A 22,159-nucleotide genomic window follows, 5' to 3' on the forward strand; every position below is an offset into this window, starting at 1 on the left:
AACCGTGTCTCCCTTGAGCTTTTTTACATGGTCCATAGCCTCCGGATCAAAAACACTCACTTCAGCGCCGTCGTTCAGCAATTCATCAATAATGTACAATGATGGTGCCTCGCGAATGTCGTCTGTCTCCGGTTTAAATGCCAGACCCCAGACCGCTATCTTTTTACCTTTAAGTTTGCCACCATAATATTTTCTCATCTTCTCAACCATGATGGTTTTTTGGGTATCATTAACCTCCATCACTGATTCCAGAATCTTAAAGTCGTATTTATTTTCCTTCGCTGACTGTGCCAGGGCTTGAACATCTTTTGGAAAACAACTTCCGCCATAACCTACTCCCGGGAATAAGAAACGCTTACCTATTCTGTCATCCGATCCAATACCTTTCCGAACTGCATCAACATCAGCTCCCACCAGCTCGCAAAGATTGGCGATCTCATTCATAAACGTGATTTTGGTTGCAAGGAAGGAGTTAGCAGCATATTTGGTCAATTCTGAAGACCGGGTATCCATAAATATGATCGGATTTCCCTGCCGAACATATGGCCCGTATAATTCTGTCATCAGCTTCTGCGCGCGGGGACTCTCTGTTCCAACAACGACTCGATCAGGCTTCATGAAATCTTCTACAGCTACTCCCTCCCGAAGGAATTCAGGATTAGAAACAACATCTACTTCAACATTCGTGTTATCCTTAAACACCTTGATCACTTTGTCTGCTGTGCCAACCGGAACAGTGGATTTGGTGACTATAACTTTATAATCCTTAATTAGCTTCGCTATATCTTCAGCTGCACCTAAAACGTAACTTAAATCTGCAGCTCCATCGCCGCCCGGAGGGGTTGGTAAAGCAAGAAATATGATATGTGCATCCTCGATAGCACTCGCCAGGTTTGTCGTAAACTTCAGACGCTCTTGTTCGATATTCCTATGAAACAGCAACTCCAGTCCCGGTTCATAGATCGGCAATTTGAACGCCTGCATCATTTTAACCTTTTCCTCGTTTATATCAACACATATAACAGAATTGCCGGTTTCTGCCAGGCAGGTGCCCGTTACTAAACCCACATATCCGGTACCAACTACGGCTATCTTCATTTATATTTTAACTCTAGTACAAGATTTACATTATCTTCGGCGAAGATAAGAATTAAGTTTCAAAATGCTTTTTTTGTACGATTTCGGCATCCGGGTGTATTATTTTTTGGTGCTTCTAGCCTCCCTGAAAAATAAAAAGGCAAGGGCATGGATTGAGGGGAGGAAGAACGTTTTTAATCGTATTTTCAGCCTGATTGATCCGTCGCGAGAACATGCCTGGTTTCATTTCGCATCGCTCGGAGAATTTGAGCAAGGGAGACCGGTATTAGAAGAGTTTAAGGCGCATTATCCGGGGATAAGTATAATAATCACCTTCTTCTCCCCCTCTGGCTATCAAATAAGAAAGGATTATGATGGTGCAGATCATGTATTTTACCTCCCGCTGGATACAAGAGCCAACGCCAAAAAATTCATCAAGCTGGTAAACCCTGCAATCGCAATTTTTACAAAGTATGAATATTGGTTTCATTATTTCGATGAACTGCAGGCGAACAAGATTCCTCTCTATATTATATCCGGCCTATTCAGGCCTGATCAACCTTTCTTCAAATGGTATGGCAGCCTGCACAGAAATATGCTGCACAAGGTTTCACATTTTTTTGTTCAAAATAAGGAGAGTAAAAACCTTTTGAGTGGCCTTGGATTAAACAATGTTTCTGTCAATGGTGATACTCGCTTCGACCGGGTGGTTAAAAACATAAGCGAAGTGACTGAAGTACCAATTGTTAGAGATTTCTGCAGCGGGTCAAAAGTCTTTATTGCGGGAAGCACATGGCCTCAGGATGAACTATTGATTGCAAGCTTAACGTCAAAGTTTCCTGACTGGAAGTTCATAATAGCACCTCATGAAGTCGACCCTGCCCATATCAGGTCAATTGAGAAATTCTTTCCCAACTCGGTAAAGTTATCGAAACAGAAAGTCAATACCTCTGAACAAGTGCTCATAATTGACAATATTGGAATGCTTTCAAGTCTCTATCAGTATGCCGACCTTGCTTACATCGGAGGAGGATTCGGTGTTGGCATCCATAACACCCAGGAGGCGGCAGGATTTGGAATGCCGGTGATATTTGGTCCGAACTACAAAAAATTTCAGGAAGCAAAAGACCTTATTGTTAGTGGAGCTTTTTTTCCAATTTCGACTGAAGACGATCTCGTTGATAGAATGGAATACCTGCAGGACGAGGATGTTAGAATTAAACTGGGCGCAATTGCAAAAGATTACGTGCTGAGCAAAGCTGGAGCAACGAAAATCATCCTGGAATATTTGAAAGAAAAACGCTTCGCTAGCCTTTAACGAGACCTTCCAGTGCGTCAATCCATAAAGGATGGTCGTTAAGACTCTCGACTAATTGTACATGTTCGCCACCGAGTTTCTTGAATTCATCTCCATATTCAACGGTAACTTCATAAACCGTTTCCAGGCAATCTGCGACAAATGCAGGGCAAAATACGAGCAAACGTTTCATCCCTTTTTTTGCCAGCTCATCAATTACTACGCTAGTGTATGGTTGCACCCAAGGGTCTTTACCCAAACGCGACTGGAAGCAAACCGTGTATTTATCTGCTGGCAGTGATAATTGATCAGCAATGAGCCTGGCTGTGTGGTGGCATTGAGCTGAATAGCAAAATTTATTGTCGTTGGTGAGAGTAGCACAACAATTATCTGATTTAAGGCAATGTCTACCTGAATGATCCGATTTGATTAACTGTCGCTGCGGCAGTCCATGAAAACTGAATAATATATGATCGTAAGTCTCTGGCTTGTACTTCTCAGCATTCTCAGCGAAAACCTTAATCATTAACTCATTGTCGTGGAACGAGTTCACGAAAGAAATATTCGGTATAGTTTGCCACTTTGAAACCAATTCCATTACTTTTTGCAAAACCGACCCTGAACTTGCTGATGCATAATGAGGAAAAAGCGGAACGATGCGGATGCTTTCTACCTGAGCTTGCTTCAAATTTTTTAATGCAGATTCTATTGAAGGACTCTGATAACGCATGGCTAGTTCTACGTGGTAATCGCTGCCCAATTGCTTTTGAAGTAATTCCTGTTGCAATAAGCTATAGTGCAGCAAAGGTGAACCAGTTGTTTCTGACCAGATTTCCTTATAAAGTTTTGCCGATTTTGGGCTGCGAAATGGAACGATAACGCCCTTTACGAGCATTGTGCGCATCACAGGATTGATATCGATAACGCGCTCATCCATAAGAAACTCGTCAAGATATTTTCTTACGTCGGCTGTGGAAGGGCTGTCTGGAGTGCCCAGGTTAACAAGTAATACGCCTTTTTTATTCATATCGTGTTAAGGAGCCGCAAAGATAGTCCTAGATCGGTTAGAAAAAAATGAATGAGCCTGATTTGACTTTATAAAAACAATTTATTTATTGGCTTCTTTTAGCTTCCAAAGACGCCACCATGGGGTGCCCGGCGAATCGTGGTGCTCGTAGTGGTATCCAAAAAAATAACAACTTAAAAAGGCCACAATGTGATTCTTACCCTGACTCCTTGATTGGTATTCATTATCGTGTTCACCATGATGTGGTACCCAGGTCCCAAAATAGAAAAGCTGCAAGGTGCTTAACAAGGAGGGCAGAACCCAAAACAACAGGAGGTTCGATTCGGCAACCCATAGCTTGAGGATATTGAATATAATGGCCATTAAAACAATTTGCCACCATGAAATATATTCCCTAATAAAATTAAAGTACCATACAATGAAACTCCCCTGATGATAATCGGGATCATTATCTGTATGCACATGTGCATGATGTTCATGGTGCTTTATATACAACTTTTTAAACGGAAAGCAGGCGTATAAAATCGTACATAGCTGCCCTATCACATTGTTAAGCAACTTATTGGATGAAACCGTCCCGTGCATCGCATCATGTGCCGTAATAAACAGGCCGGTATACAAATGCATCTGCACCAAGATCATCAGGTAAATCATTGGATTGCTGAAACTTAGCTGCATGTCCATTAGAAAAATAATCGACACAAGCCAGGCACCAATAATTGTAAAGGCCGCGAATACGCCAATATTTGATTTCAATGCAGACATAGGAACTATGATCAGTATGCTTCAAGGGCATTCTTTACCTGCGTCATCAACCACATTGGAGTTGATGTAGCCCCGCAGATCCCTACGCTTTCACCAGGATTAAACATCTCTTTGCTTAATTCCTGTTCATTAGAAACGAAATAGGTATTGGGGTTATATTGACGGCAAACTTCGAACAAAACTTTTCCATTGGAAGATTTTTTTCCTGACACAAACACAATGTGATCGAAGTTGGTCACAAACTTCCTAAGGTCTTCATCTCTATTTGAAACCTGCCGGCAAATCGTATCGTTTGCTTTGATGTCATATCCTCGGCTAATCAGTTCTGCCTTAATCTGGTAAAACTTTGCTGTGCTCTTGGTCGTCTGACTGTATAAAGTGAATTTATCCGGCAGATCGACATCTTCAAGCTCTGCAATATCTTGAAAAACAATGGCTTCGTTGTTAGTCTGGCCTTGCAGGCCTATGACTTCTGCGTGGCCGTGCTTGCCAAATATAAGCACCTTTTCCTTGCTGTCATGGGTGTTCTTGATCCTGTTCTGAAGCTTTAGCACAACCGGACAGGAGGCATCAATGAGGGTAATATTGTTCTCAAGGGCAATTTTATATGTCTCGGGCGCCTCACCGTGTGCACGGATCAAGACTTTTTCATTCTTAATTCCAGCTAGGTCTTCATGGGATATAATCTTTAATCCCATACCCTTGAGGCGCGCTACTTCTTCATCGTTGTGAACAATATCGCCCAAACAATACAGATAACCGTCTTTTGCTAGTATGTCCTCTGCCATATCGATAGCATAAACCACACCAAAGCAAAAACCCGAATCCTGGTCGATAGTTACCCGAAGATTATAATTCATTCAAAATGATTTTAAGCAGCAAACTATAATGAATACAAAAATACTAAAATCTTTTCAGCTACCCCATTTATTCAAAATGATAAAGAAAAGAACCTGGGATACAAAAAGCACTACTGCTGAGCTATTTCGCTTTTTAAAATCCAGGATTGTAAACAATATAAACATCAGGAAAGAAACGACAAACCAACCGACATAGTTTTGAAAAGGAATAATTTCTTCGTTCCAGCTCCAATAATCGTATCTAATTGCAACCGGTTCGATCAGAAAATCGATTCCCACTAATAAAATCGCACCGAACAAAGCGAATAGATATTTATTCATCCTTAAAGGGTACAGTAGCACACCGGTTGAGTAGACTAATACCAACCAATTTACTCCAATGAGGATTGGTGTTTCCCATATTTTTAAACCAAGTGTTTCTCCGTACGTGTAGGAGCCGAAAATAAGCCCGGTATTCACGCCGACAACCTCAACCATGAACCCAGTGAAAAAAACTGCCGTTGCAAATAACCTGATTTGAGCCGTACCATCATAACCCGAAACAATCAGCAGTGCAAGCATCAGGAGCAAATGAAAAGGTACCAGAGCAATAAACAAATCCGTAAGAGCTGGGTGCGTGAACCCATAGAGCCCCACTAGGTGGAACAGCACTATGATAAAACTACAAAGATTTTCTTTGGTGAACATTAATTTTTGATTGGTCGCCCTTTCCAGACTATGGTTTTTGTAAAATATTTTTTGACAGATACTATAGCTATCATCAACATGGAAACCAGCTGTGCCGGGTGAAGTAATATATTAATCCAGACATTCTGTCCCGACATCAGCGAAATCATAATCCGGCTGAGAATGATTAAAGAAAGAGCAAATGAAAGTAGCTCGGCACTCAATATGTAAGCAATTGCAAAAGGCCCGAGGATCACCAATAAAAGGTAGAGAAATAAGCCTATGACATTATTGTTAAATCCTGCAAGCAGATTTTTACTAAACCCTCTGAATGCTTCTGTAAAGCTTGTGTACATTCTGCAAAAAATATAGCCGTTTGCTAGTAACGCTTCGCCTCGTAAACCTACGGCTTTTATCGATCTCATTATTTCGATATCTTCTACCACCTTCATTTTTACTTGTTCATGCCATTGATATTCCCTGTATCTGTCGGCATTAAACATCATAAACTGACCACTTGCCGCAGAGAATGCGGGACTTTTTGCAAGCCTGACCAATCGAAGAGGGAGCAGGTTGAGCAGGACGTAATGCATCAGTGGAACTATCGTCCTCTCACCAAGTGTCACCATAACCTGATTGGTAAATAAGCTTAACAGGTCGAGACGGTAAAACTTCATTCTGTGAACTGTGTTGTTGATTAGGCCATTCACTATCGTTTCATCTGCATCAAGAAACATTAAGAATTTACCCCGGGCTTCCCCAGCAAGCTGATAACATGCGTAATTCTTACCTAGCCAATCCTTTGGAAGCTCTTTACCTCGAACAATTCGAAAGCGCTTATTTACTCTGGAAAATTGCTCGCAAATCTCAAACGTCCGGTCAGAGGAACTATCATCAAGCACAATCACTTCATAGTTGTCGTATTCCTGATCACGTATTGACTCGAGCAGATTTAAGATGTTGTTTTCTTCGTCCCTCGCAGGAATTAGTATCGAAACAAGCTCATCATATTCTCTTGGCGACTGAGTAAGCTTTGGATTGGATATAAAGTTAAAAAGGGTAACTGTGAACCTTAGGATAAGGAAGAAAAAGATAAAATATATCAGTATCATAGTTACACCCCGTCCGCGCTCTGTTTTTGGCGCGATGCTTCATAATGTTTATTGTAAGCGCTTTTGATCAGTTGCAGGCTTGTAAACTCAGCGCCTTCCCATGCATTTAAATAGCAGGTGATAGAAGGCTTACGGTGTTCGAAATAATCTGCGAATGCAGCTGCGAACATATATTGAAATTTCCGTTTTGAGATATTGATCATACTCATCAAGCCTTTCTGAAACTGAATCTCGTCGATATGGTTTGAAAAAAGCTTGCCTTGCGGGAAAATCAGCACCAGATTTTCCGAGTCGTCAAGTAAACGGCCGGCGTATTCGAGAGTTTCTATAATGCTCCGCGAGTTCTTTTTTACAGAAAAGCTACCCAGATACTTTAAAAACCAGACATTTTCATAATTCTCTTCGGTGATCATAACGTGAAACTTCTTCCGAAAATAAACTTTGTTAATGTGAAACAAAAGAAATCCATCCCACCAGGAGTAATGATTAGCCAGTAAAAGAATAGATTTATCCCTGTCGAACTGAACTTCGTTGAATGCCAGTTTATGAAAGTCAGTACTTATGATCCGACTTATATACCAGGAAAAGAACGCGTGTATAAAGCTATTCCGACGGGGTTCAAGCATTTGATTTTTGCAGATGATAAAACGACTCTGACACACCAGCCATTCTCAATTTTTAATTCTTAATTTTCACCTTACTAGTCTGCGTCAGCTCTAAGATAAGTAAATACCCCTATTTCACCAGTTCATCCACAATTTTAGCAGAAAGAAGAGCTAATGGGATACCTCCTCCCGGATGAACGCTCCCACCAGCGAAATATAAGCCTTCTATTTTTGAGGAGAAATTGGCGTGACGTAAAAAAGCTGCAAACTGGCTATTCGAACTGCTTCCGTACAAGGAACCCTGAAACGAAAATGTTTGAGAGTCAATTTTTCGGGGGTCCAATATCTGTTCTGAAACGATGAGCGTTTCAATCTCCCGGTTGAGGATACGTGTCAATTTTGCTATGATATTGTTGCGTGCAGACTCGATAAGTTTATCCCAATTCTGACCGGAGTTTGAAGGTACGTTGATCATCGTAAACCAATTCTCTTTTCCTGGGGGAGCATCTGATTTTTCGATTTTGGAACTTATGTTCAGATAGATGGTGGGGTCCATCGCAATATCTTTCCTCTCCCAGATCTGCCTGAATTCATCCTCATAATCTTCCGTGAAAAAGATGTTATGAAGATCAAGTTCGGGAAAAGAGCCGCTAATTCCCCAGTAAAATATAAGTGCCGAGCTGCTCCTTTCCTGACCCAATATGTTTTCCGGAGCCTTGACGTGCTTAAGAAGTGTACGGTAGGTATACCAAATATCCATGTTTGATACAATGATATCAGCAGGATGCATGCTTTGTCCGCTCCGGACTCCTTTTGCCTTTTTACCGTCCAGGACGATCTGATCGATATAGGTTTCAAATTGGAATTTCACCCCGCAATCGATAGCCAGGTTCGTTAAAGCACGGATGATGGAGTACATCCCTCCTTCCGGGAAGTATGCACCAAAGTGCTGCTCAAAATGCGGTATGACGTTTAGAGTTGCCGGAGCCTGGTAGGGATTAGAGCCATTGTAAGTTGCGTAACGATTGAATAATCGGATAGTCTTTGAGTCGGCAAATTTTGAAGAATTGGCCTGATTCATAGTACGAAAAGCATCTATCCGCGAAAAGCGCAGCAGAGACCGGAGTGTTGTTTTATTAAAATAGTTTTTCCATTTATGCAAAGAGCGCTGCAGAAACACCGGATCCGTTATATGATATATTTCTGCGCTTTTGTCTAGGAAATTCAATACCGACTCTTTAGTGTCCTGTGTATGATGTTCAACTTCAGCAGCGAATTTTTGAAGATCAGCATATGCATTAATTCGGGCGCCATCTTCAAAAAAATATTTACAAACCTTATCAAGTTTGAGGTATTTATAATGCTCCCGGGGATCTTTACCCGCCAGGGTGAAAAGCTCGTCGACATACTGGGGCATGGTAAATAGGCTTGGCCCTGCATCGAAACGGAATCCGTCCGATTTTATCTCGGAAAGCTTACCTCCGGGATGTCGCCCTGCTTCAAAAACCGTTACCGAATACCCTCTGACAGCCAGCCTGATAGCCGCCGCTATCCCTGCGATACCAGCACCAATAATGATTGCCTTGTCAGAGTCTTTTTCCATTCTAAATGGCTTCTGTTAAAGCTCCGCGCAATTTATCTCGTCTATTCACTCTTGTTTCTCGCATCTCTTTCTCGCTAACTATGCCTTATTTCAAAACATCCAGCATACTAAAAAGCTTTTGCCTTGCAGAAGAACTGCTTCCGCTGTAGTTATTCATCATGACGGAGAATACGAGTGGTGTACCGGTCGAACTTGTCTGATAACCGGCATAGGCGATCACATCGCTGATGCTGCCGCTTTTCATTCTCATATTATTGTACACCGGCAGGCTTTCATAATAACTGCCGAACCAAGGCTCTTTTTTCAACGATTGCAATATCTGCGCCATCGACATCGTGGTGATCCGGTTGGCTGGTGATAAACCACTGCCGTCATAAATATTCATCGCATCCTTATCTATCCCGAGCTTCTTGTTCCAGAAATCTTTGATCGCTTCGACTCCGTCAGGGGTGGTGGCTTCTTTTCCTTGTTTCAACGCTATGCTTTTAACTAAATGTTCTCCATACAGATTGATGCTTTTCTGATTAAACCAATAAACTATCTTTTCAAGGGTGGGCGAAGTGTAGGTGTCCAAAATCTTTTCGGCTGACCTTATTGGAACATTTTCTGCAACAAGCTCTCTGCCCGTTATGCTAGATTCCACACTAATGCCTCTTGCATTGAGTCTGGCTTTTAGATTATTCGCAATGTCTGTCGCCGGATCAGGCACGGAAGCGGATATTGCCTTTTTGAGATCAATGCCATAAGTTCCGCGCAGATATATAATGTTAGCATATGGCCCTGAATAGGCGTACACATTATCACCCGTTCCGGACTTACCCGTCGTGACTTCATTTACAATTTTGAGATAGCCCATATTTGGCTCAGTCCGCACAAGTGCGGCAGGCTGACCAACAGCGCCTGAACGGAATATTAAGTCGAATTGGTTCTCCCTCCATGTAAGTGCGGAGGGACCTGCACCATAATAATTCCCCATATCCTGCCATGTCCAGCCTCCAGGCATGGTCTGAGTTCCAAACAGGCGGTCATCTGCAATAATCCGTCCTCCAATTTTCTTTATTCCTGTTTTACTCACTGCCTCAACCCATCGTTTTAATATGACCTCACTCCTTGACTGTTCATAACGATCGCTCCCCAGGCTTGGATCGCCACTCCCTTTAATTATCAGGTCGCCGTTCAGCGTGCCATCCGCACTAAGCGATCCGGTATAACCTAAAGTGGTTTCCCAGGTAAAGTCCTTGCCCAATAAATGATAGGCTGTCGCCGAGGTGATGGTTTTTAGTGTCGATGCCGACGCGAGTCCCATATTTCCATTTTCAGAGAAAACAACCTCCCCTGTCTCCGCATTTAGTACTGTTAAGGATGCCGATCCAAATGCCAGCTGCTGGTCGTTGGCAAATTTTTTATAGGCATTGGCAATCCGTTGTTCAAGTGGCTGGGCCGAAACATTGCAATTACAAAGTATCAGAAAAAAACAAAGAATATTTCTCATGGAGTGGCTAAATGATTGATTCTACAAGCGTAAAATTAATTCATTTGTTCTTTGATAGAGAAATTAAATTCCCAAGCAGCGTTCCGGTACGTATCAGATTTGCTTCGGTATTCGCAATTGCATCACTCAGATCTGATGGCTCATGAATGATGCATTGGAGTACATCAAATTGCTTGTTAAGTTCCGCATGGCACTCAAGTGGCACCCGCCCGGCTATGCCTACCACTGGAATACCGCATTGCTTAGCCATCACAGAAACTGCAAATGGTGCTTTGCCCTGAAGGGTTTGCTTGTCCAGGCTTCCTTCGCCCGTTATTACCAAGTTACATTTCTGCAGGCTCTGTTGGAAATCCGTTAATTCCAGAAATTGTTTTGCTCCGGCCACCAGTTCTGCATTACAGAAAGCATATAAAGCTGCTGCGAGTCCTCCGGCCGCCCCACCATGTTTAACCTTATCCATATGCCTTTTGGTTTCTTTGTATGTCAGATCTGAGATGGTCTGAAGTATTTTTTCAAGCTTCGGTATATCCGCATCCTTCGCCCCCTTTTGGGGACCAAATACCGCAGCTGATCCATCCAACCCTAAAAGGTATGTATCCACATCGCAAAGTACTGTGATATTGCATAGCGAAATCCGGGCGTCAATTCTCGAAATATCAATTCCTGCAAGCCTGGATAACGCTTCGGGATGTGGTAACAATAGCTTGCCTGCTTCATCTATAAACCTCACTCCAAGAGCAGCAAGCATTCCGGCGCCTCCATCTACTGTCGCTGAACCACCAAGGCATAGGATTATGCCTGACACACCTTTATCCAGTGCAGCCAGGATCAATTGTCCCGTCCCAACTGACGTTGCATTGAGAGGATTCAGCTCACTCAGCTTTAAGAGCCGAATCCCAGAAGCATCTGCCGACTCGATGACAGCAGTCTTTCCCATGTCAATCAGGCCGAAAGAAGCGTTGATTTTTCTACCCAGCGGATCGTGAACTTCTACTTCGACTCTTTTTCCCTTAAACTTTTTAAGAATCAGCTCGGCTGTACCATCGCCGCCGTCTCCAACAGGGAAACATTCGGTTGTACAGGAAAGATTCGATTTCTCCAGCCCTTTCTGTACAGCCAATGAAACTTCTCCCGCAGTCAGGCTGTTTTTAAAAGCATTTGGGGCTATGAGTATGTGCATAATGTCTTTAAAAATTATCGGCAGCTGAAATTAGTCAATTGCTTTGAGCAGGGAAAGATAAGGGGCAAATACTTAAACTTTAGTTGCTTCCATTATACCAAGAACTTTAGAGTTTTTTAGCTAATCAATAGCATTAACTTATCTACGAACTCCTGAGATAACAGCTCCTTCGTTTACTCCTTGCCTCAAGCCATTTGCTTCTACCAAAAAATAATAGTAAATATGTGATAACCTATGACTTAAACATTAATGAAATCATTTCTCTCAGACAAGAATTATTTAGATACGCTTAGCAATATTGAAAGAAAAAAGTACTTACAAAAAGTAAGACTTGTAAAGCTGCTTCATGCAGAAGGCGCCAAATCCAATGCCGACATTTACCGTATTTTAAATATCAGCTCCCCAACTTCGCTAATCCTCATCAATGAACTGCTTTGTGAAGGTGTGATTGAGAAAAAAGGTAAAGGCCGTTCGATCGGAGGGCGCAAGCCTGAACTTTATAGCCTGCAGGATGAGACTTTCTATGTCCTCTGCATTGGGATGGAGCGATTCACCACAGAGATAGCTATCCTCGATAATAATAACAACAATATTTCAGGCACACATAAATTCACCCTCCGGATGACCAAGGACAAATCGGCAGTCAGCCAATTATACGATTTAGCCAACAGTGTTATCCTTACATCCGGTATAAACACCAAAAAATTTGTGGGTGTTGGCCTAAGCATGCCAGGGATGATTAATAGCAATGCTGGTAAAAATTACACCTACTTGTTTTCTGGCGATGATTCTAAATCTTTACAGGACAGCCTGGAGGAACTCTTCAAAAAACCTGTATATATCCAGAACGACGTGAAAACCAATGCTCTCGCAGAATTCAGGTTCGGCAGGGCATCTGGCAGTAAGGATGTACTTGTACTTCTTATGGACTGGGGCATCGGACTAGGGATCATCATGGATGGCAAGCTCCAGGGAGGAATTTCTGGATTATCCGGCGAGATGGGCCATATGCCCTTTGTTACCGATGGAGAACTGTGCTATTGCGGCAGGCGCGGCTGTCTGGAAACAGTCGCCTCGGGACATGCGCTTGCACGTATGGCAAAACAGGGCATCCAATCTGGTGAAACGTCGATGCTAAACTCCCTGTCAGCAGATGAACTCGAGCATATCGAACCGTATATTATTATTGAGGCGGCCAATAAAGGCGACCAATATGCCATCAATATTCTATCGGACATTGGCCAGAACCTGGGCAAGGCACTAGCTACGCTAATTCAGTTGTTTAACCCTGCGCTGATAATACTAAGCGGTAAATTGGCCGAAGCGAAACAGCACATTACAACTCCGATAAAACACTCCATTAATTCATACTGCAATCCGCGGATGCGGGAAAACACTGAGGTGGTACTTTCTGAGCTGGAAATTGACGCCAGCCTACAGGTGTCCGCAAGTATCGTACTGGAGAATATCTTCGAAAAGCAGATCGAGCTGGCAAGCTACCGATCGGCCGTTTCACTTTCTTACAGCAGGGCGAGTTAACAAAAAAAGCCTGTCTTTTCAGACAGGCTTTTTTTGTTACGCAATAATTATCAAGGACTAGATTAACTTCTTCCCCATCAGATATTCGGCAATCTGAACTGCATTGGTTGCAGCACCCTTTCGTAGATTATCTGCCACGATCCACAGGTTCAGGGTTTTATCCTGTGATTCATCGCGCCTGATACGACCGACAAACACCTCATCTTTTTCATGAGCGTCCATAGGCATTGGGTATTTTAAATTAGCAGGATCATCAACTACAATGATACCTTCTTCTTTTTCGAGGATCGCACGAACTTCGTCCAGGTCAAACTCATTCTCGAATTCAATATTAACGGATTCAGAATGGCCTCCCATTACCGGAATCCGTACAGTCGTTGCTGTAACGCGAATGGAGTCGTCGCCCATGATCTTTTTAGTTTCAAGGATCATCTTCATCTCTTCCTTCGTATAACCGTTAGCAGTGAACACATCGATCTGCGGGATCACATTCAGGTCGATCGGGTAAGCATACGCCATTTCACCAGAAATTCCCTTCCGCTCGTTCATCATCTGGTCCACAGCCTTCACCCCTGTACCAGTTACCGACTGGTAAGTTGAAACAACCACTCGTTTGATCTTATATTTTTCATGCAGCGGCTTTAAAACCACCACCATTTGTATGGTCGAACAATTTGGATTAGCAATGATTTTATCATTTGCGGTAAGTACATTGGCATTTACCTCAGGAACGACCAACTTTTTTTCCGGGTCCATTCTCCACGCCGAAGAATTATCAATGACTGTTGTTCCTGCTGCGGCAAAACGCGGTGCTGACTCCAGGGACGTACTTCCGCCTGCCGAAAAAAGCGCCACATCCGGCTTCATCGCAATGGCATCATCCATCGTCACAACAGTGTACTTCTTTCCCTTGAATTCGATCTGTTTACCAGCACTCTTGGCTGAGGCTACCGGGATCAATTCACTTACTGGGAAATTGCGCTCTGCTAAAACTTTTAACATCACCGAACCTACAAGGCCGGTAGCGCCTACTACTGCGACTTTCATTGTTTATTTCTTCTAATAATTGTTAATACTGTTTAATTAAAGCAAATATGCGAAAATTTCAGGGGTTTCGGAGTGAATTTGATTGAGATAACGGCACTGCCCGGCATTCAGAAATCTACTTTTACCCAAAATACAAAATATAACGCCTTAAACTAATTGCATTGTGTACATGAAACCACTTTTGTGACTTTTACGGTCTACCCTAGACTGGATGAAAAAAGTTTTGATCATTTTCCTGCTGTTCTTTACAAGTAAACTGCATGCGCAACTTACCGATGACTTTAACGATGGGAATTTTACAGGCAACCCCGCATGGACTGGAAGCAATGGAGGCGGGGATTTCGTGGTAATCGATAACAAGCTACGCTCAAATTCAAGTAATGCTAATTCTAGTTTTTATCTCTCTACTGAGAACTTGCTAGCAATAAACGTTCAATGGGAATTTTGGGTAAATCTTCAATTCAGCACTTCAGGTTCTAACTATATGGATATTTATGTTGTATCCGACAAGGCCGACTTAAAATCAAGCCTGATAAACGGCTACTTTATACGAATAGGAAACACCGATGATGAGATAAGCCTTTACAAACGTACAGGAGCTGCCAATGCAATCGTGAAAATAATTGACGGGGCAAATGGTTCTGTTGGTTCATCAAATAACACTATAAAAATCAAATTAAAGCGTGATCATTCAGGGACTTTCACATTGGATCGGGAAATTGTGGGCGCTGGCTCCTCTTATATAACTGAAGGGAATGTGATTGATATTTCTCATACGACCGCTTCCCATTTTGGTATTCTTGTTCAACAGTCGACATCCTCTTTTTTCCAAAAGCATTTCATTGATAATGTTCTGATCGTACCAATCACGACAGATACAAGTCCACCTTTCGTAACGACTGTCTCAAATATTGATTCAAACACGGTAGAAATTCTGTTCAATGAACCCATGGATACTGTTAGTGTTAAAACACCGTATAATTACCTCTTGAACAATAATTCCGGATCGATTCTTAATATCAAGACAACGAACGACCCCGCCAAGTTTATTTTAAATCTTACCAAAACCTTAGAAAGCGGATCACATCTCCTGGCGGTGACAAATGTTAAAGACAGGAATGGAAACCTTATAGGCCACAACAACTTTGGATCCTTTACCTACATCAAACCTTATTTCGTTAGATATGGAGATATTGTTATAAATGAAATATTCGCCGACCCTAGCCCACAAATCGATCTCCCTTCGGTCGAATTTGTTGAGCTTCGCAACACCAGCAGCCAAAAGCTATCGTTGAAAAACTGGAAATTTACCGACTCCGGAGGTAGTAGTACACTTGGGGAGATTCAAATAGAGCCTGATTCTTTCGTGATTCTCTGCGCTAAAGCAGATACAGCCGATTACAAATCGTTCGGTAACGTTATCGGCTTATCTCCGTGGCCGACGTTAAATAATTCGGGTGAAATATTAAAACTTTTAAGCCCGGAAAATCGAATTATTGATTCAGTGCGTTACTCTGACACATGGTATAGAAATTCATTAAAAAAACTGGGAGGCTGGACCTTAGAACGCAGAGATCCCGTATCAAAATGTGAAAGCCGCTTTAATTGGTTTGCGTCAACAGATTCTTCCGGTGGAACTCCTGGGAGAGAAAACTCCATTCATATTGAAGGATACGATTTGATGCCGCTTATTGCGGATAGTATCAAGCAAACTTCTGACACATCCATTTCGATCAAATTTAACAAGCATCTTGACGCGGCTGCATTAATTCCAGCCAATTTTAAATTAATTCCAAATAATTCTACGGTTAAAAAAATAACTGCTGACATTGATTTAAAAACAGTGCAGCTAACCTATGATAAAAACTTAGAAGCCGGAATTGAATATCAGCTGCAAATCTTCAATCTAAAAGATTGCGGAGGAAAGCTTATTGGCAGTCCGCAGGAAGGCTTAAAATTTAAAACAATAAAGACCTCGCCAATCATCGAACCTGCTGATACTGCGAATCTGATCATTTCAGAAATATTTGCAGATCCATCCCCGGAAGTTCACCTGCCTTTAGCAGAGTTTATTGAACTCCATAACCCTACAAAAGACACCGTCGACCTCGATAAATGGACCCTCAGCGATCCGACGACAATGGCAATGATTCGGGGACAAAAGATTTTACCTCAGGAATTTATCATTATTTGTCCTATCGCAGATACTGTACAATATAAATCATATGGTAGAACTATAGGCGTCAGTCCCTGGCCCTCCTTGAATAACAATTCCGATCAGATTATTCTTAGGAGCTCAAAAAACAGAATCGTCGATTCTGTCGGATACTCTGATATGTGGTATAAAAACGTCTCAAAAAAAGCAGGTGGCTGGAGCATGGAAAAAGTTGACTTAAAATCTGTTTGCGAAGATTTCTTTAACTGGACAGCGTCGATAGATACCAACGGTGGAACGCCCGGAAAACCGAATTCAGTTAACATTTCGAACTATGACGGCATCAAACTTAAAGTTGACAGTGTTAAACTTACGTCTGACACCACCGTGAAACTTTATTTCAACAAACATCTGAACGGTGCTACTTTAATCCCGGTAAATTTTCAGTTAACACCTGAAAACCCATTGAGAAAAATTACTTCTGATATTCAAGTTAAAGAAATCACTCTAAGTTATTATAAGCGATTTGAAAGTGGAACTAATTATCAAATCACTATATCGGGGATAAAAGATTGCAGTGGGAATTTAATTTTTCAACAAACACCACTGAGCTTTAAAACCAAGCCGCCTCAGCCACCTGTCTTTGTGAAACCTGATACTGCCATGTTGGTTATAAGTGAAATTTTTGCCGACCCCTCACCGGAAGTTCACCTGCCTTTGGCTGAGTTTATTGAAATCCACAATCCCTCAAAAGATACTATTGATCTGGATAAATGGACCCTCAGCGATCCGGCGACAATGGCTACGATTAGGGGACAAAAAATTCAACCTCTGGAATATATTATTCTCTGTCCCATAGCAGATACTGTTCACTACAAATTATACGGTAGAACAATTGGCCTCAATCCATGGCCGTCATTGAACAACGCCGCGGATCTAATTAGTCTGAAGAGTTTCAAGAATAGAACTGTCGATTCTATAGCCTATTCCGATGCATGGTATAAAAACATCTCAAAAAAAGCAGGTGGCTGGAGCATGGAAAAAGTTGACTTGAAATCTGTTTGCGAAGATTTCTTTAACTGGACAGCGTCGATAGATACCAACGGTGGAACGCCCGGAAAACCGAATTCAGTTAACATTTCGAACTATGACGGCATCAAACTTAAAGTTGACAGTGTTAAACTTACGTCTGACACCACCGTGAAACTTTATTTCAACAAACATCTGAACAGTGCTACTTTAATCCCGGTTCATTTTCAGTTAACACCTGAAAATCCATTGAGAAAAATTACTTCTGATATTCAAGTTAAAGAAATCACTCTAAGTTATTCTAAACGATTTGAAAGTGGAACCAATTATCAAATCACTATATCGGGGATAAAAGATTGCAGTGGGAATTTAATTTTTCAACAAACACCACTGAGCTTTAAGACCAAGCCGCCTCAGCCACCTGTCTTTGTGAAACCTGATACTGCCATGTTAGTTATAAGCGAAATTTTTGCCGACCCCTCACCGGAAGTTCACCTGCCTTTAGCAGAATTTATTGAAATCCATAACCCTACAAAAGACACCGTCGACCTGGATAAATGGACTCTCAGCGATCCGACGACAATGGCAATGATCCGGGGACAAAAGATTTTACCTCAGGAATTTATCATTATTTGTCCTATCGCAGATACTGTTCAATATAAACCATATGGTAGAACAATAGGTCTTACTCCCTGGCCCTCTTTGAACAACAATACCGATCAGATTATTCTTAGGAGCTTCAAAAACAGGATCGTCGACTCTGTCGGATATTCTGATATGTGGTACAGGAACATCAATAAAAAAGCTGGAGGATGGAGTATTGAAAAGATTGACTTGAAATCAATTTGCGAAGATTTCTTTAACTGGACTGCCGCAACTGACACCAACGGAGGAACACCAGGAAAAAGAAATTCTGTAAATATTTTAGGATATGATGTTATCCCATTAAGAATAGACAGTATAAAATTAACGACCGACAGCACTCTAAAACTGACGTTTAATAAACATATGAACACCGCCACGTTTGTGGCGGAGAACTTCAATTTAAACCCGACAAATGGCAAAATAATGAAAATAACCACGGATAATTTTGCAAAGGAAGTAACCTTGACCTACAATAAAAGAATCCCGGCATCATCTGAATTTCAGCTGTTTCTGTCAAACCTCAAAGATTGCAGTGGTAATCTAATTGATCCTCACTCCATTCTTAAATTTAAAACACCACCGCCGCCTCCAGTAGCTAAAATACCGAACGATACCGCTAGGATTTTGATAACGGAAATTTTTGCCGATCCCTCACCGGAAGTAAATCTGCCTCTCGCTGAATTCATTGAAATTTACAATCCATCCGCAGACACAGTAAATTTGGATAGATGGATAATAAGTGACCCAACTACAAAGGCGCTAATTCGTCAACAGAAAATATTGCCCGGCGAATATGTAATACTTTGCCCCATGGCAGATACGACTTTTTATAAACCTTACGGTAAAACGATTGGGCTAAGTCCCTGGCCATCTTTGAATAACGCTGCTGATCAGATTTGTTTTAGAAGTTTCAAGAACAGGCTGGTAGATTCCGTGGCATATTCTGATAAATGGTATAGGGATCGAACCAAGAAAAATGGTGGTTGGTCGCTAGAAAGAGTCAATTTGAGCGACAATAGCTGCGGGTTTTACAATTGGGCTTCGTCAACAGACAAGTCGGGTGGAACACCCGGTCGCAAAAACAGTGGGAATATAAATTACAGACTACGGGAAATTGAAATTAACTCGCTGCTTCGGTTGTCGGACAGTACTGTAGCAATATATCTGAGTTCGATTCCGGACACGGCATATTTAAAATTAGCTAATTTCACGATCAATAACAACATCGGCAGTGCAACCGCCATACATATTGAAGATGATTACAAAACCATTCATCTAACGTATGCATCAAAGTTTCAGGAAGGAGTTACTTATATTTTAAAAGCTGATTCTCTTTTTTCATGTAATGGGTACAATGCCAATATCCCTGCACGTCAGGTCTCCTTTACCATCCCGGTTGTTCCTGAATTGGAGTACCCTATTGTCATAAATGAAATATTCGCTGACCCATCACCGCAAGTTGGCCTCCCGGAGACAGAATTCATCGAACTCTATAATCCTACAGATAAAACAGTAAGTTTAAAAGGAATGATTTATGGTGACGAGACTTCTCAATATCGATTCACCCATGGAGAAATCCCCGCCTTATCCTATTTAATACTAACCCCGGAAAAGGATACGATAAATTTTATCGCATTCGGTAAAGTAATGGGAATACCAGGATGGCCAAATCTGGCGAATGATAAGGATGTGCTAATTCTTAAAAGCAATAAAGGCAGGGAACTTCAAAGAGTAGCTTACAACGCGTCATGGTATAAGGACACTGCAAAAAAATCAGGCGGTTATTCATTAGAGATGATAAACCATATGTCAATATGTAAAGATTCTCAAAATTGGTCAGCGAGTCGGGACCCGCTAGGCGGAACTCCGGGACGACCTAACTCCGTCTATAACAATACGTCATCAGAATCGCTGAAATTAATAAATGTCGTGATGATGGACAGTCTTAGCATCTTACTAACGTTCAGCAAGCCGATCGATAGTTTGTCGGCTTCATTCCCTAATAAATATCACGTTAATAACGGCGCAGGAATTCCTGAATTCATTTTCCCCCTTTCCCCGACCTTCGAAAAGGTTTTAATTAAATTTAGCAAGCCGTTAGCGAGAGGACACGTCTACAAAATAACGGCAATAGATCTAACAGACTGTGCCGGTTCCACAATTCAGGCAAGTTCCGGCTCAATGGAATTTTTCCTGGCAAATAAAATTGTGAAGGATGCAATTTTAGTAAATGAGATCCTGTTTAATCCAAGATCAGGAGGGGTTGATTTTGTTGAAATCTATAATAACACTAAGCATACATTAGATTTGAAAGATCTTTCGATTGCCACTATTTTAAAAGATACTGTCAGCAATGCAAAAGCAATTAGTCTCAATCAGCGGTTGTTTGAGTCGGGGCAATATCTGGCTATAACCAGCGACCCCGAAATTTTAAAAAAGGAATATATAATTGAAAACCCTGACAAACTTTTGAAAGCTTCGCTACCGCAGTTCAATGATGATAGGGGTACAGTTGTGCTGGTTAGTAACGGGGGCCGGGTAGACCAGTTCGACTATACTGACAAATTGCATTTTCCGCTACTTAAAAGCCTCGAAGGCGTGTCGCTTGAGCGAAGCAGCTTTAACTTAAGGGCGAATGAACCAGGAAACTTTCGGTCAGCAACGGCAGCATCAGGATACGCAACGCCCGGAAAGAAAAATTCCCAATACAGTGAAGTGATCATAGGCAACGATGAGTTTAAGCTAATATCCAGGACATTCTCACCGGACAATGACGGATTTGAGGATCAACTTCAAATAAGTTATAAGACTCCTGTTCCTGGCATGGTCGCTAATGTTAAGATTTTCAACGACCGAGGTGCTCTGATTAGAAATTTGGTTAAAAACTTGACACTTAATACAACAGGTTTGTTAGTATGGGATGGGCTAGACGAACTGACGAATCCCGCTATAGCCGGAATTTACATCCTTTATGCGGAAATATTTGACACAAACGGCAATGTCAAAAAATTCCGTAAATCATTTGCCCTGGCTACAAAATTATAGAATCTTTCTAGGTTCCTAATACTTCCTATCCATCCTTTAAAATCCATACCTTTGCTCAAAACCAATTATAATGAAGGATACCATTATTGTTATTGGCTCAAACGGGCAGATTGGAACGGAATTAGTTAGCGAATTGAGAAAGATCTATGGCGATGGGCAGGTCATAGCTTGTGATATTCGCAGGCCTGATTACGATATCAAGAATGCGGGGCCGTTTGAGTTTGTGAATGTTCTTGAAAAAGACATTCTGAAAAATATTTTCCAGAAGTATAAACCCACACAGGTGTATTTGCTGGCAGCTTTGCTTTCCGCGACCGGCGAGCAGAACCCCAAGCTAGCCTGGGACCTTAACATGAACGGCTTGCTCAATGTACTCGATCTGGCCCTTGAATATAAAACCCAAAGGATTTATTGGCCGAGCTCCATTGCTGTCTTCGGACCTAATTCGCCGAAAGATTATACACCTCAATACTGCGTGATGGACCCAAATACAGTTTATGGCATTAGTAAGCTGGCAGGCGAGCGCTGGTGTGAATATTACTATCAGAAATATGCAATTGACGTACGAAGTATCCGCTACCCGGGACTGATAAGTTGGAAAGCAGCACCTGGCGGGGGAACGACCGATTATGCTATCCATATCTTCCATGAAGCTCTGAAGAAAGAGAGTTACCGGTCATTCCTTTCTGCAGAAACGGAGCTGCCCATGATGTATATGGACGACGCGATCCGCGGCACCATTGAGTTGATGGACGCACCTGCCGAGAAGATAAGCATCCGCTCATCATACAATCTGACGGGAATGAGTTTCACTCCCGAGATCCTGGCAGAGGAAATTAAGAAACACATTCCTGACTTCAAGTTGACTTATACCGAGTACGATCAGCGTCAGGCAATTGCATCTAGCTGGCCGCGCTCCATAGACGATGGTCAGGCTAGAATGGATTGGGCCTGGAAACCCGAATTTGACCTTGCAAAGATGACGGTAGACATGTTTAATAATTTAAAAAGATAG

General features: G+C 41.9%; 15 protein-coding genes. 4 read left to right on the top strand and 11 right to left on the bottom strand.

Annotated elements, in window-relative coordinates; translation table 11 throughout:
• On the bottom strand, positions 1 to 1,098 hold a 1,098-nt coding region (locus B5X60_RS09005), incomplete at its 3' end, for a UDP-glucose dehydrogenase family protein (RefSeq protein WP_079702370.1).
• 64 nt (positions 1,099 to 1,162) lie between these two features.
• Between B5X60_RS09005 and B5X60_RS09010 the strand changes: the two genes are divergently transcribed.
• Positions 1,163 to 2,395: a 3-deoxy-D-manno-octulosonic acid transferase gene (locus B5X60_RS09010; protein WP_079702371.1), complete on the top strand. Its 1,233-nt coding sequence runs from the start codon at positions 1,163 to 1,165 to the stop codon at positions 2,393 to 2,395.
• On the opposite strand, the gene hemH is transcribed toward B5X60_RS09010, so the two are convergent.
• From hemH to B5X60_RS09055, 9 genes are all read right to left on the bottom strand, one after another.
• Positions 2,385 to 3,401: a ferrochelatase gene (gene hemH, locus B5X60_RS09015; RefSeq protein ID WP_079702372.1), complete on the bottom strand. Its 1,017-nt coding sequence runs from the start codon at positions 3,399 to 3,401 to the stop codon at positions 2,385 to 2,387. The genes B5X60_RS09010 and hemH overlap by 11 nt on opposite strands.
• 81 nt (positions 3,402 to 3,482) lie before the next feature.
• Positions 3,483 to 4,166 carry a fatty acid desaturase gene (locus B5X60_RS09020; protein WP_079702373.1) on the bottom strand — a complete coding sequence of 228 codons (684 nt, stop codon included), beginning with the start codon at positions 4,164 to 4,166 and terminating at the stop codon, positions 3,483 to 3,485.
• Positions 4,167 to 4,177: 11 nt separating this feature from the next.
• Entirely contained in the window at positions 4,178 to 5,026 is an 849-nt protein-coding gene (locus tag B5X60_RS09025; protein ID WP_079702374.1) for a 4-hydroxy-3-methylbut-2-enyl diphosphate reductase, read from the bottom strand.
• 54 nt (positions 5,027 to 5,080) lie between these two features.
• Positions 5,081 to 5,713 (bottom strand): carotenoid biosynthesis protein, encoded by a 633-nt coding sequence (locus B5X60_RS09030; RefSeq protein WP_139377429.1) that lies wholly within the window; start codon positions 5,711 to 5,713, stop codon positions 5,081 to 5,083.
• Positions 5,713 to 6,804, bottom strand: coding sequence for a glycosyltransferase (locus B5X60_RS09035; protein WP_079702376.1), 1,092 nt, complete (start codon positions 6,802 to 6,804; stop codon positions 5,713 to 5,715). Before B5X60_RS09035 ends, B5X60_RS09030 begins: the two co-directional genes overlap by 1 nt.
• Positions 6,805 to 6,806: 2 nt before the next feature.
• Positions 6,807 to 7,430 carry a 1-acyl-sn-glycerol-3-phosphate acyltransferase gene (locus B5X60_RS09040; protein ID WP_079702377.1) on the bottom strand — a complete coding sequence of 208 codons (624 nt, stop codon included), beginning with the start codon at positions 7,428 to 7,430 and terminating at the stop codon, positions 6,807 to 6,809.
• Positions 7,431 to 7,539: 109 nt separating this feature from the next.
• On the bottom strand, positions 7,540 to 9,012 hold the full coding sequence (gene crtD, locus B5X60_RS09045) for a 1-hydroxycarotenoid 3,4-desaturase CrtD (protein ID WP_079702378.1): 1,473 nt from the start codon (positions 9,010 to 9,012) through the stop codon (positions 7,540 to 7,542).
• 85 nt (positions 9,013 to 9,097) lie between these two features.
• Positions 9,098 to 10,504, bottom strand: a complete 1,407-nt coding sequence (gene dacB, locus B5X60_RS09050) for a D-alanyl-D-alanine carboxypeptidase/D-alanyl-D-alanine endopeptidase (RefSeq protein WP_079702379.1) — start codon at positions 10,502 to 10,504, stop codon at positions 9,098 to 9,100.
• A 40-nt stretch (positions 10,505 to 10,544) separates the two neighbouring features.
• Positions 10,545 to 11,684: a glycerate kinase gene (locus tag B5X60_RS09055; RefSeq protein WP_079702380.1), complete on the bottom strand. Its 1,140-nt coding sequence runs from the start codon at positions 11,682 to 11,684 to the stop codon at positions 10,545 to 10,547.
• A 249-nt stretch (positions 11,685 to 11,933) separates the two neighbouring features.
• Here B5X60_RS09055 and B5X60_RS09060 point away from each other — a divergent pair, with 249 nt between their 5' ends.
• Positions 11,934 to 13,223: an ROK family protein gene (locus B5X60_RS09060; RefSeq protein WP_079702381.1), complete on the top strand. Its 1,290-nt coding sequence runs from the start codon at positions 11,934 to 11,936 to the stop codon at positions 13,221 to 13,223.
• A 57-nt stretch (positions 13,224 to 13,280) separates the two neighbouring features.
• Here the strand turns inward: B5X60_RS09060 and B5X60_RS09065 are convergent, their stop codons facing one another.
• The gene (locus tag B5X60_RS09065; protein ID WP_079702382.1) at positions 13,281 to 14,270 is read right to left on the bottom strand and encodes an aspartate-semialdehyde dehydrogenase; all 990 of its coding nucleotides are present in this window, start codon (positions 14,268 to 14,270) and stop codon (positions 13,281 to 13,283) included.
• Between the two features lie 211 nt (positions 14,271 to 14,481).
• On the opposite strand from B5X60_RS09065, the gene B5X60_RS09070 reads away from it, so the two are divergent.
• Both B5X60_RS09070 and B5X60_RS09075 read left to right on the top strand, forming a co-directional pair.
• Complete coding sequence (locus tag B5X60_RS09070; protein WP_079702383.1) at positions 14,482 to 21,144, top strand: lamin tail domain-containing protein; 6,663 nt, start codon at positions 14,482 to 14,484, stop codon at positions 21,142 to 21,144.
• Positions 21,145 to 21,214: 70 nt separating this feature from the next.
• Positions 21,215 to 22,159: an NAD-dependent epimerase/dehydratase family protein gene (locus B5X60_RS09075; RefSeq protein WP_079702384.1), complete on the top strand. Its 945-nt coding sequence runs from the start codon at positions 21,215 to 21,217 to the stop codon at positions 22,157 to 22,159.

Origin of the sequence: Daejeonella lutea (assembly GCF_900168015.1) — a bacterium.
In the GTDB taxonomy this organism is placed as follows: Bacteria; Bacteroidota; Bacteroidia; order Sphingobacteriales; family Sphingobacteriaceae; genus Daejeonella; species Daejeonella lutea.